Origin of the sequence: Paenibacillus silviterrae (assembly GCF_030167925.1) — a bacterium.
In the GTDB taxonomy this organism is placed as follows: Bacteria; Bacillota; Bacilli; order Paenibacillales; family NBRC-103111; genus Paenibacillus_G; species Paenibacillus_G silviterrae.
Window position 1 is genome coordinate 32891 of record NZ_JASKUT010000003.1, and the last position, 11497, is coordinate 44387.

Sequence of the window (11497 nt, forward strand, 5' to 3'; positions counted from 1 at the left end):
TTAGGGCCTCTCGAATTGAGGTTCTACCAACTTTCTAAGAAACAGGGACTCGGATCAGCATGGCGGATGCTCAAGTGCTGGCTCCTATTAGTAGTCATTATTATAAAAGCTATTTGAATGAAATATTGAAAGTCACATCCATGGATCAAGCCGCCAAATATATTCTGAAACAGATCCGCAACGGCCACTACTCATCGAGTACAAGTGCTTTGTCGGATTGGCGAGACTACCAAAAGGAATGTAAGCAGCTCGGGATGAGTCTTCAGGAAGAACGCTATCTGTTCCGAACAATCTCAGGGATGCCTCATCGGAAAACATCAGCCCGAATCAAGTTTAAAGAAGATCAGGCTTTAGCCGGAGGATGGCAAAACGGAGTGAAAAGCTTGCATCGCTTTCATTCGAAAAAGACGGTCTTATCCTACGCCCAGCAGCCGACACTGCGAGCTCGTTGCGAAGGAAAAGCGCTGAATCATTGTGTGCCGGTTACGCCAAAGATTATGCGGATGGCAAGATAGACATCTTTTGGTACGCAGGTCATCAGCACCTGATGTACCATTCTACACGATGGAGGTTTCCTCCAACAAAGTCAGCAGTGCAGAGGCTTAAGAATTGTGAAATGACCTCTGAGGTACGAGCCTTCGTCAATGCATTTTTACAGGCGAAGCTAACCATTAAGAAAAGAGTTCGATTCAACAATAAACATAATCAAGGAGTGGCAATATGAGCAGAAAAATAGTCCAAGCGGAAGCAACAAGTATCCAGGAAAGACCCTTAAATGTTATTGCCGAAGAGATCCGGGAGATTGACCTCAAAGCTAGGCAGGTTGTAGGTCAGAGCATCATCGAGATTGGCACTAGGCTTATTGAGGCCAAGAACATGGTTGAACACGGCCAATGGGGTGACTGGCTAAAGAACAATGTCAACTACAGCCAGTCGACAGCCAACAATTTCATGCGGATCGCTACAGAATTTACAGAAATGAATTCCCAAGCACTTGCAAATTTGAGCTATACCAAGGCTGTTGCTCTGCTCGGCCTACCTGCTGAGGAGCGCGAAGAGTTTGCCGAGAAAAACGATATCGAATCCATGTCGAGCCGGGAACTGCAGGCGGCAATTAAGGAGAAGCAGGAGCTCGAGCGAAAGCTTCAGGAGGCTCAGCGGACCGCTGATCAAGAGAAGGCTGCACGGGAGGCACTAGCGGCGTCAATGGCTAAGCTGCAGGAGCAGCAACAAGCCCACGATGAATTGGTGAAGAAACTGACCGCGGACGTAGAAAGTGCACAAGCGGCAAAGGACAACAAAGCTGCAGAGGCGGCAAAGGAACAGCTGAAAAAAGCGAAAGAAGAACTCGCCGAGCTAAAGAAGCGGAATAAGGATCTTGAAACGGAGCTGAAGAACATCCGATCGACGTTCCAAAGGAAGTCATTCCCGATGAAGTGGCTAAAGAGCTTGAAAGCCTTCGGGAGCAAGAGAAATCCTTGCAGGAGCTTCTAAAGAAACAGGCTGAGGAATCAGAACGAAAGATTGCCGAAATGAAGACCATGCTTGAGAAAAACAACAATGTCGATGCCATTCAACTCAAAGTTGCCTTCGACACGTTCGTCAACAATTTTGACAAGCTGCTCGGAGCTCTTGAACAGATCAAGAATGAGGAGAGAAAAGGAGAAGTTCCGCAGTGCCATTATTGGACACATTGATCAGATGAAGGCAGCGGTATAATGTTTCTTCTTCTTCGAACGAGATCGTGATGATGAATCGATATCAGTAGGAGCTAAGTGCAAAATTGTAGCGGTGCACATGCCTCTTTTTTCTGACAGTCTCGGTAGGAGAGTCGTTATAGCTGAAGTGGATAGGAAGATGAGAATGGTATTGGCTTATGATGACAAACCGATACGTTACAAATTGAATCGCCAAGGAACGAGGGTCATTGATTTCAACCCTCGGTGCATCTTGTCTTGTTACAGCTTCGACCAACTGAGGTGATTTCACCTTGAATAAGCACGATAAAGTCAGGAGAGATCGCTTAGTCCGAACGCTTAATAAGCCCTGAAGGAAGCAGACATCACTCTGCTTTATCTTCAGGCTAATGAGCGCGATCAGGAGGATATCATGGACACAATCTTGCCAAAGAGAATATTAAAATTGCCTTGAGACACCTCGGGGCCGATGGAGGCGGCAATGATTCTGAGAACTGAAGACGGGTAACCCGGCCAATGACAAGCGATACATGGAAAGAAGTAGAGAAGAAACTGCTCTCCTTATACAACCAAGTAAAGCTTTTATGCGACGGATATGAGTTGACGATCATGCTTGAGCGTTCGGGACAATTTAAGAATCATATATCGATCTACATTAACGAGCAGATCAAGGGCGCCTGGATGATCGAAGATTGTGAGGAAAGACGAAGATTTTTCTGCGAGAGACAAAAATCTTTTTATACCAAAAAACAGAAGGAAAGTGTAGGGAGGTCAGCAAGAAGCTCGCCAAAGAGTTAGGCTTCGATAAAAATATAGCTACTACACTCCCTATTGAACTCGTTCCGATCGCTTAAAAGTCATTTAATTAAGAATAATCAAAATATCGAACTAATAGAGGGACATCACGAATGAAGAAGTTCAAGCAAACAGATTACTTAAAGTACGCACCGTTGGTTATCGCTTTTATTTTGTGGGATTTAAAGAATAGAGTACGGGACAGCGGCTCTCTTGAGCATGATGTGGAATCGGTGAGACACCCGGCAGATGAGCCGTGGCCCGTTAAAAAAGCACGAATCATTGAAGATTAGCTAGGCACACATTACAAAAGTCAGGAGGTGAGGAGTTTTGAATTACATAAGAGAAATGAACGCCTTCTTCGATTGGCTCGAAACAAATCCATTGACTCATCGGCACAAACTTTGTGGTTCCACCTTATGGCGGTTGCAAATAAGAGCGGATGGCCAGAAGTGGTTTGCAGTAGCGAATCCCTTGCTCCAAGCGAAGGTCGCATTCTGAAAACTCTCTCACCAAACATCGAATGACTTCTGATCAATAAAGGTCGTATTGAGTATAAGGGTCAGGGTAAAAAGAATCCGGGAAAATATAGATTAATACCGTTTGCCTCAAAAAATGAGGTAAACGAGTGGGTAAACCATGAGGTAATCCGAGGGGTAAACCATGAGGTAAAAGGTTCAGCATTATTTAATAATAAATTAAACGATACAAAACTAAGTGGTGGTGACGGGGAGAAATCGTCGACTTGAACCTTGCCAAAGCAATAAAGGCGATCGATGCACATTTTCCAGCTAGGACCAACTCCCTTCAAACGGAATATGTTGTGAAGCTCATTAGGCGAAGGGTTTGACCCAGAGATCGTTGTCCGTTCTGCTGAGATCACTCGCAAGAAGGGCAAAGATATTGATTACTTTTGGGGTATCTTGGAAACTGCGTAGAGCGAGCATATTCACTATCGCCGCATTCGAAGAGGGCCAGAAAAGAAAGAAGGACTCTACTCAGAGCGGTAACCAAGGTGATAAAGCTTCGTTCTTCGCGAAAAAAGCAAGGGAGGCGCAGCAGCGTGAAGGAATATGAAATCTGGAATTTGTTCGAGCAGATTGTGCGTTTATTACCCTTATTTCACGGTGACGAGGTTAAAGCTGTCGCCTGGCATAAGCTATGAAAGACGTCCCGTATGAGGTAGCTTACGAAAACCTTATCCGCCACGTCACGATCGATAAAAAAGCACCTACGATTGCTGATCTATCCGCTCCTCTTGAGCGGAAAAGGACAGAGTAAGCCGTTATCATGACGCGTTGAAACAACGGTCGCAAGATTATTTCCAGTTCATCTCTGATTCTGAGAAAAAGGCGGTTGGACCAACGGAAGAACAGCGAAGAAAGGTGCGTGAAATGTGTGGAAGAAATGGAGTTTCTTTTACCAAGAACATCGAGGCTGAGCAAGCGGTATTAGGCTGCATACTCTACGACAATGAAGCCTTAGATGTCGCAGAAGAAATTGTCTCGATGCTTCTTTCTACAACCGAGGTCATGGCAGGATCTACAGGGCTATGCGGAAATGCGGGAAGAAGGAGAGCCGATCGATTTTGTCACACTGACTGCGTATTTGCAATCAAGCAAAGAGCTCGATCAAGTTGGTGGCATTGGGTATCTTTCTCAGCTTGCTAACAGTGCCCCGACCGCGGCGAATGTTGCACACTATGCTGAAATCGTGAGGGAACGTTATACTCAACGGTGCGCGATACTTGAAGCTAAAAATATACTGGATGAGGCTCGCAAGGTAGGAGACCCCGCTCAAATTGCTCATGTGATGGCGACTGCAGCTGATTCCTTAGCGGACCAAACATCCAAGGGAAAGGATTTCAAAAAAATATCCGATGTAGCGATGGAAGCCTTTGATCAGGTAGAGCTTAGGTATAACAACAAGAGCACTTCTGGAGGTGTGACGGGCATCCATCAGGTTACACAGATCTAGATAATATGACAAGCGGGGTTCCAAAGGAGCGATTTGATTTACATAGCTGCTCGTCCATCGGTAGGGAAAACAGCACTCGCCCTTAATATCGCACAGAATGTAGGGATAAGGCACCGCGCACAGTGGGGATTTTAGCCTGGAAATGTCTGAGGGTCAACTCGTTCAGAGGATGTTTAGTTCAGAACAGCACATCGACGCAGGCCGACTTCGTACTGGATTCTTGGAAAGCGACGATTGGGAAAGACTCACGATGGCCGTTGGATCTCTAGCCGACGCAAACATATTCATTGATGACACACCCGGAATTTCTATCTCCGAGATTAGAACGAAAAGCAAAAGGCTACAGAAGAAACACGGTCTTGATCTTATCCTCATTGATTACCTACAGCTTATTACGATCCGAGGTCGCCGCGATAACAGGCAACAAGAAGTATCGAAATATCGAGGATGTTGAAGCTTATCGCTAGGGAGCTCAATGTACCTGTCATCGCCCTATCCCAGCTGAGCCGTAACGTAGAGCAGCGCCAGGACAAACGACCAATGATGTCGGACCTCAGAGAATCAGGGTCTCTGGAGCAGGATGCAGATATCGTGGCCTTCTTGTATCGAGATGATTATTACGATAAAGAGTCTGAAAAAAAGAACATTATCGAGGTCATCATTGCCAAACAGCGTAACGGCCCGGTCGAACCGTGGAGCTCGCATTTATGAAAAATTTCAATAAATTCGTAAGTCTGGACAGGACTCATCATTCTTCTAGCAAGCCAGAATCGTCAAAGAGAGAGAACGAAGTCCAATGCAGACATGTTTAGAAAATAAAAAAAGCCCCAACAATAGGGCAGAAAATTTCCCAGCTAAGCAACTTGTCGGTTTAAGCTGGGAATGTCCAAACCTCACCTTCTATTATATCATAATAAAGGACGGGTGAGGGGAATGTTGGTAATGCAAGAACTGATTCCATTGGCTACGAAGGAAGAGATAAAGAAAACTCGGCAGGCATTGGAAGATTACAAGACCGATAAGCTCATGTTGGAATATCTTCAGGAGAACCCTCCGACTTGTGAACGACAAAAGGAAGCGATGGAGGAGCTGGCGGTTCGATTGAAAAAAATAGATAGAGCAATTGCATTAATAAGAAAAGAAAGAATTCGGAAAACCATCGAATATCGATATATAAAAAGGAAACGAGCGACAGACGCTATTTTGGTGTTTAATGATCGACTTCCAAAACTCTCGATCGCAGGACAATGAGGGAATAACCTCTATAGCCAATAGCTTGAAGTGGATGGAATGATAAGCCAAAAAATGTCCCTCAAATGTCTGTAAAATGTCTTTGCAATGTCCCAAAATGTCTATTAAACCGAGGTACAGTAGATCCAGAGCCCAATGGCTCCATGGTAATGTCTACTGTACCTTTATCACTGTAGGCACTCGGTCATGCTGTGGGACTTTGATCCTTAGACGCCGGTCGTCGAGAGTGTGATATGAGGAGGGGTGAAATGCCCCATTTCATTCATTTCTTTGCATAGCAGCTCGGATGTGAAGTTTCCGGTCTGCTAGGAAAGGCATGAAAGTTGAGTATTACGTGCAAAGAGTCGCTTCTAGCGGCTCTTTTTGTGCTGGACTATCACGCAGCGGACAAGGGAGGGAGTCGCGTGAAGAAACGAAGGTACAAGGACCCACCCGCGCAACACCCGAAGTGTCGTGGGTGCATTTGGGGGAAGTGGAAGGAACGAAGCAGATTTGCTTCAAGCCATTATCCTGTATTAAGGATTCGAAGAGTGGTGTTAGAAAATGAACACAGTTCGAACCACTACGGATCCGAACTCATTGAAGATATCCTCAGTTATCTGAAACAGAAAAGCTCCAGGAATTACATTTTGGTATTAACCGGTATCAACACAGGTTTCCGCATAAGTGACATTTTAAAACTTAGAGTTCGAGATGTTACTGGGACTCACATAACCATTCGGGAGAAGAAAACCAGGAAAGAGAAGTCCATCTTAATCACTCCTGAGCTTAAGCGGGAATTGAAGGAATACATCAAGGATATGGCACTCATGAGTACCTTTTAAAAGTAGACAGGAGCAAATAGACCCATCGGTCGGACCATGGCTTACACAATTATGCAGGAGATTGCGACAGAGTTTCGCCTGAGCGAGATTGGATGTCACACGCTTCGAAAGACCTTCGGTCACTTCCACTACAAACGATTTAAAGATATCGTCATGCTAATGAACCACTTCAATCATTCCAGCGAGAAGATCACATTAAGGTACATTGGCGAACTTCAAGGACACCATGGACATGGCAATGAAGCAATTTAAAATCTTCTGAATTGGTCATAATGAGACTATGTTCAACTAGATTTTATTCACCACCACAAGCCTTTGAATCTTAAGGCTTTTCTTCGTTGCGCGAGTTTAACAGAATATCTGTTATGTCCAACTTAATCGACTAATATTTTCCATAAAAAAGGGGTGAAAAAGCGTGTTAAAACGGCTGATGAAGTTGCTGAAATTGACTCGTGAGAAGACCATATTAACTCCTCTCCCGAGGTTCGAACCGATCGAACACAGATTGAGTAGGAAGCAACGAAGGAAGCTCTGGAGAGAGGCTTGGAGCCGTCATACACGCCGACGTTAATGCCGAAGAAACCTTTAAGGCCGTGCAGCAGGCAGGTTGCAAGGAGCTTACAAGAGAGCGGCATTGTGCCAATTGTGCTGGCGAGTATGACAAGCAGCGCGGCTCCTCGTATCAAAGAGGATATGATTCCAGGTGGAGGAAAGAGCGGCTGACGTTTCTCCTTGCCAACCCGCTCTGCAGGCATTGCCTAGAGCGTCAGCACTTATCGGAAGCTACGGTAGTAGACCATATCATTCCGCATCGCGGCGATCAGCGCCTTTTTTGGGATCAATCGAATTGCAAGCATTATGTGACAGCTGCCACAGTACCAAAACAGCCAAGGAAGATGGCGCTTTGGCAATCAACAAAATCCCAATCGCTTGGGAAAATAAGAAAGGATCGATGAAACAGATGAAGTCATCCATTGTATTGCTTACCGGCTCCGTCATCACCATGGCAGAGAGCGAGTTTCACCGCATCAAGAAAGCTGTGAAGTCTGCTCCTAGCGCAAGCGTAGTCACTCTAAACTTTGTAGACGAAGAAGGGACGGAACACATCCTTCCGTTCAGCAGCGTATGCGATCTGAGACTTACTGCAGCCGAGGCAGAATCGCCCGTTAAACCGAAGAGGTTACAACTGGCGACGACAGTGAGATCAGTGCTGATGCTTCAGTTAAGCAACTTAAGGAGTATCTTGATGTTGCCAAGGATTTGAAGACTGTCCAGCACCTCCTTGATGAAGAGAAGGCCAAGGAAAAGCCACGTGAGACAGCGGTCAAGCTTCTGGAGGATAGGATTGCTAAGTTGAGCAGTGATGTATCATGAGGGTTGAATTTATTATTTATTTTTAATAGCTTTTCTCTTGAGGTACTGAACAAACTTGTGGTTGTACATGTTAATGACAAAGCAAACCGGATAGCATAAAGCTGAGTACCACCATTTCCACTGAAAGTAAGAGAACATTCCTACCTTTACACTTAACAATTCATACAAAATGGAAAAGGTAGACATGCTAATATATATAAAAGTTTTATGATGTAACTTTTTTTAAACGGGTAGAAATTAAGAAATAAGATGTTAACCAATGGAAACAGAAGAAAAATATGAAATAAACCTTGAATATCAACGCCTGCGGTGTAATAACTGTAAAGTTTCAATTGTAAATTAAGGAAAAATCTGTCAAGGTTGCAAAGCAAATGGCAAAAAGCGCTGCATTATATGTGTCTATAGGCGAAAGTCTTTTAGGCATGAAAAAAATAATAACAGCAAATAAAATTATCGTGGTAGTAAGTAGAATATCTGCCATAGTGACCACCCTTCAGGGAAAGTATTTCCAGATATATTAGATTTTATGTCAACACAGGAGGGGGTGGGTCCAATTTTTTTGGAATGTTCATTTGGAGGACCGCGGCTCCCTCTAATGCGAAAAAAAGTCCCCGACGAAAGTTTTGAAAGGGAGGAGGTTGTTCGTCGTGCATGAGGTTGTCGGTTCGACCACATGCGGGTCGGTAAAAAGGGTGGAGGAAAGCACTGGACCCAGAAGGAAGTGGAGGCCAGAGAAGCAGCTGCAAAGAAGTTTCAGCGCAGAAAGAAGGCTAAGCTCAAGATTCCCGAGTGGCTATCCGATGAAGCACGTAAGGTATGGCGCAAGACGGTTAAGGACATGGAGGAATTTGAAGTCCTTGATAAGGTCGATGAAGATGTGCTTGGAACCTACTGCGACGCCGTTGCAAAATACCAGGAATTGAACGGCTGATTGACGAGCATGGATACACGGAGTACAATGCTGCCGGTTCAAAACAGGTCAGTTCCTACGTGAAGGCGGCACAGAGCTATGCTAGGCTTATTCTTACTTATTCCAGCAAGCTCGGACTGAATGCGGATTCCAGGGCAAGACTAGCGAAGAAGGATTCTGAAGGTGGTGGGGGACGATCCTAATGGGACCTCTTCGATTGATTGGGAGGACGTTCACCCCACGAACCGTTATGCTGCAGAAATCGTCCATGGGATTCGCCCCAGCTGCCGCATGGAATACCTCGCGTGCGAACGTCATCTGAAGGATTTGCAGAGGCAGGCCACTGCTGACTTCCCGTATGTTTTGATGAATCGCGTGCCAATCGTATTTTTGACTGGTTTGAAAAATGCTGCAGGCACGTGCGCGGCCCGTTCAGCGTCAACTCATCGAACTTCTACCGTTCCAAAAGTTCGACCTCGGTGCGTGTTCGGCTGGGTTCACATGGATTCCGGCAAGCGCAGGTTCAAAAAAGCGTTCCACATGCGGGCGCGGGGGGTAACGTTAAATCCACCGAGATGAGCGGACTCGCCCTGTATGGTATGTGCAGTGATTGTGTGTATCCCCCAGGGCAGCCGGAGTTTAAACGGTACGAGGACAGCCCAGAGGTTGAGTGTGCTGCTGTAGATAAGGGTCAGGCGAAACGGGTGTGGGGCGATGCTCAGGAAATGGGGAAGAAAAGCCCCGACTCTTAAGGCGGCTGCGGATCAAGCGGACGTATATCGAGCATGCTTCACGCGGCGGGTGGCTGCGGCCTCTGTCAAAGGACACGAAGAACAAGGACTCTGGAGCACCTGCATCGTCATCATTGACGAGTATCACGCCCATTCTTCAAGTGAGATCCACGACGTTCTGCAGTCCGGTTTCGGTAAGCGACTGCAGTCGCTGATGATGATCATCTCTACAGCGGGCAAGGATGCGGAGAACAGTCCCTGTAAGAAGGAATACGATTCCCTGTGCAAGATGATGAAGGGCGAAATCGACATGAACGAGGCATATTTTGTTATGATCCGGGAGATAGAGAAGGGCGATGACCCACACGATGAGAGCGTATGGTTAAAGCGAACCCCATTCTGCAGGAGAATAACGAGTATGCCGAGGAGCTGCGCAATCAGATCCGGCGAGAGCATGACGATGCGTACAATACTGGTGACCCGGATAAAATCCGCGAGTTTCTGATCAAGCGGGTGAATCGCTGGCAAGCGGACAGCGAAAAGAAGTACATGTCCGGGATTATGGACAAATGGAAGGCCCTCGCGATACCTCGGGAGGATTTTTTGGCGTTGGTTCGCGGCCTGCCATGCTGGAAAGGCTTAGACCTTTCCAAGACCACCGACCTAACAGCAGATGGAACCGTGTTTCACTTGGAGGACGGGCGTTTTGCCGTTACTGCTCACGGATACATCCCAGAAGATGCCGTGAAGAAGCACGAGCACGGCGACCGCATTCCTTATACGGAATACATCGAAGGTGGTTGGTGTACCAAATACAGACGGCGCTGTCGTGGATTACGCAAAATCAAGGAGCGATTGAAGCAGGAGCAAGAGGAACAGCAGCTGGATATCAGCGAGATTTGCTTTGACGATTACAAACGCGGACGCACTTCGCCCAGAGCTGGGGATGGACGATACACTATGGTGAAGATCCCGCAAACGATGAAGGTGCTCAACGGACCGACGAAGTTTTTCGTGAGCTCGTGCTGCGGGGGCAAGATCGTTCACGTGGGAGTCCGTTGTTGACCTGGTGCCTCTCCAATGCGATGGAGATCGAAGACACGAATGGGAACATCAAGCTGTCAAAGAAGAACAAGACGACAGCAGCGGATTGACCTTATCGCTGCCATAATCAATGCCATGGCTCGTGCATGATCGCGCAGGGAATATCGACGTATCCGAATTTGCCGAGGAAGACGTGCTCGAAAAACTGTGGGGATAAGGAGGTGATGCTGTGTGTTAAAAACATTACGCCGGTGGTTCACTGGCCTGAAAAACGGGAGGTCTTAGATATCAATGATTCCGGCTCTTGGAGCTGCTGGGATCCAACGGGGGGACGTGGACGTTCGCGGCAGGAAGGCGCTGAAAGTAGAAACGGTGTATGCCTGCGTGAAGATTCTTTCCGAATCTATTTCGAAGCTCCCTCTCAAAGTATACAAGGAAGATGAGAGTGGGGTCCAAAAGGCGACCGTCATCATTTGATTGACCTGCTGCGGCTTCGACCGAACCCGCTCATGTCGGCTTCGGACTTCTGGAAGTGCACCGAGGCGCAGCGTAGTTTTGGCAACGCCTATGCGTACATTGAGGTGGATCAACGAACCGGCAAAGTTAGCGGCTTGTGGCCGATTGACCGAAGCAAGGTTACGATCTGGGTCGAGGATGCCAACCTGCTGAGTGGATCGAAGTTTTATCAATGGGGCACACGGCTTTGGTATGAAGTCGATATCGGAGGCGGCCGAAGCGCAAACTGCTGCGGATGAGATGCTGCATTTCAAGGGCAGCGTGACGCTGGACGTATCGTCGGCATTAACCCGATTGAATACTGCGTTCCTCATCGAGAATGCAGCCAGCGCAAGTAAATTCATCAACAACTTTACAAGCAGGCTTGCAAACGAAGGG

Annotated in this window: 10 protein-coding genes and 4 pseudogenes; 12 read left to right on the forward strand and 2 right to left on the reverse strand. The window is 46.7% G+C overall.

What is annotated here, in order from left to right; translation table 11 throughout:
• The first annotated feature begins 59 nt into the window (after nucleotides 1-59).
• The 8 genes and pseudogenes from QMO62_RS32820 (at nucleotide 60) to QMO62_RS32850 (ending at nucleotide 6806) form a co-directional block, all read left to right on the forward strand.
• Nucleotides 60-515 (forward strand): hypothetical protein, encoded by a 456-nt coding sequence (locus QMO62_RS32820; protein WP_284646805.1) that lies wholly within the window; start codon nucleotides 60-62, stop codon nucleotides 513-515.
• 205 nt (nucleotides 516-720) lie between these two features.
• Nucleotides 721-1494: a DUF3102 domain-containing protein gene (locus QMO62_RS32825; protein ID WP_284646806.1), complete on the forward strand. Its 774-nt coding sequence runs from the start codon at nucleotides 721-723 to the stop codon at nucleotides 1492-1494.
• A 38-nt stretch (nucleotides 1495-1532) separates the two neighbouring features.
• Nucleotides 1533-1697 carry a hypothetical protein gene (locus QMO62_RS32830; RefSeq protein ID WP_284646807.1) on the forward strand — a complete coding sequence of 55 codons (165 nt, stop codon included), beginning with the start codon at nucleotides 1533-1535 and terminating at the stop codon, nucleotides 1695-1697.
• 85 nt (nucleotides 1698-1782) lie between these two features.
• Nucleotides 1783-1983 (forward strand): hypothetical protein, encoded by a 201-nt coding sequence (locus QMO62_RS33680; RefSeq protein WP_504928727.1) that lies wholly within the window; start codon nucleotides 1783-1785, stop codon nucleotides 1981-1983.
• A 622-nt stretch (nucleotides 1984-2605) separates the two neighbouring features.
• Nucleotides 2606-2785 (forward strand): hypothetical protein, encoded by a 180-nt coding sequence (locus QMO62_RS32835; protein WP_284641205.1) that lies wholly within the window; start codon nucleotides 2606-2608, stop codon nucleotides 2783-2785.
• A 1101-nt stretch (nucleotides 2786-3886) separates the two neighbouring features.
• Nucleotides 3887-5281: pseudogene (dnaB, locus tag QMO62_RS32840) on the forward strand (replicative DNA helicase).
• Nucleotides 5282-5411: 130 nt separating this feature from the next.
• Nucleotides 5412-5720: a hypothetical protein gene (locus QMO62_RS32845; RefSeq protein ID WP_284646808.1), complete on the forward strand. Its 309-nt coding sequence runs from the start codon at nucleotides 5412-5414 to the stop codon at nucleotides 5718-5720.
• Between the two features lie 543 nt (nucleotides 5721-6263).
• A pseudogene (locus QMO62_RS32850) lies at nucleotides 6264-6806 on the forward strand (tyrosine-type recombinase/integrase).
• 539 nt (nucleotides 6807-7345) lie between these two features.
• Here the strand turns inward: QMO62_RS32850 and QMO62_RS32855 are convergent.
• Nucleotides 7346-7519, reverse strand: coding sequence for a hypothetical protein (locus QMO62_RS32855; protein ID WP_284646809.1), 174 nt, complete (start codon nucleotides 7517-7519; stop codon nucleotides 7346-7348).
• Nucleotides 7520-8756: 1237 nt separating this feature from the next.
• On the opposite strand from QMO62_RS32855, the pseudogene QMO62_RS32860 reads away from it, so the two are divergent.
• Nucleotides 8757-9031: pseudogene (locus tag QMO62_RS32860) on the forward strand (P27 family phage terminase small subunit).
• Nucleotides 9032-9716: 685 nt separating this feature from the next.
• On the opposite strand, the gene QMO62_RS33335 reads toward QMO62_RS32860, so the two are convergent.
• On the reverse strand, nucleotides 9717-9926 hold the full coding sequence (locus QMO62_RS33335; protein WP_348651751.1) for a hypothetical protein: 210 nt from the start codon (nucleotides 9924-9926) through the stop codon (nucleotides 9717-9719).
• An 11-nt stretch (nucleotides 9927-9937) separates the two neighbouring features.
• On the opposite strand from QMO62_RS33335, the pseudogene QMO62_RS33340 reads away from it, so the two are divergent.
• The 3 genes and pseudogenes from QMO62_RS33340 (at nucleotide 9938) to QMO62_RS32875 (ending at nucleotide 11358) form a co-directional block, all read left to right on the forward strand.
• Nucleotides 9938-10713: pseudogene (locus tag QMO62_RS33340) on the forward strand (terminase TerL endonuclease subunit).
• A 181-nt stretch (nucleotides 10714-10894) separates the two neighbouring features.
• Nucleotides 10895-11080 carry a hypothetical protein gene (locus QMO62_RS32870; protein ID WP_284646810.1) on the forward strand — a complete coding sequence of 62 codons (186 nt, stop codon included), beginning with the start codon at nucleotides 10895-10897 and terminating at the stop codon, nucleotides 11078-11080.
• Complete coding sequence (locus QMO62_RS32875; protein WP_284646811.1) at nucleotides 11077-11358, forward strand: phage portal protein; 282 nt, start codon at nucleotides 11077-11079, stop codon at nucleotides 11356-11358. The genes QMO62_RS32870 and QMO62_RS32875 overlap by 4 nt, the downstream gene beginning before the upstream one ends.
• The last annotated feature ends 139 nt before the right edge of the window (nucleotides 11359-11497 follow it).

Coding starts and splice junctions, on each gene's coding strand:
- QMO62_RS32820 (WP_284646805.1), top strand. CDS start 60: ATGGCGGATGCTCAAGTGCTGGCTCCTATTAGTAGTCATTATTATAAA.
- QMO62_RS32825 (WP_284646806.1), top strand. CDS start 721: ATGAGCAGAAAAATAGTCCAAGCGGAAGCAACAAGTATCCAGGAAAGA.
- QMO62_RS32830 (WP_284646807.1), top strand. CDS start 1,533: ATGAAGACCATGCTTGAGAAAAACAACAATGTCGATGCCATTCAACTC.
- QMO62_RS32835 (WP_284641205.1), top strand. CDS start 2,606: ATGAAGAAGTTCAAGCAAACAGATTACTTAAAGTACGCACCGTTGGTT.
- QMO62_RS32845 (WP_284646808.1), top strand. CDS start 5,412: ATGCAAGAACTGATTCCATTGGCTACGAAGGAAGAGATAAAGAAAACT.
- QMO62_RS32855 (WP_284646809.1), bottom strand. CDS start 7,519: ATGGATGACTTCATCTGTTTCATCGATCCTTTCTTATTTTCCCAAGCG.
- QMO62_RS32870 (WP_284646810.1), top strand. CDS start 10,895: ATGATTCCGGCTCTTGGAGCTGCTGGGATCCAACGGGGGGACGTGGAC.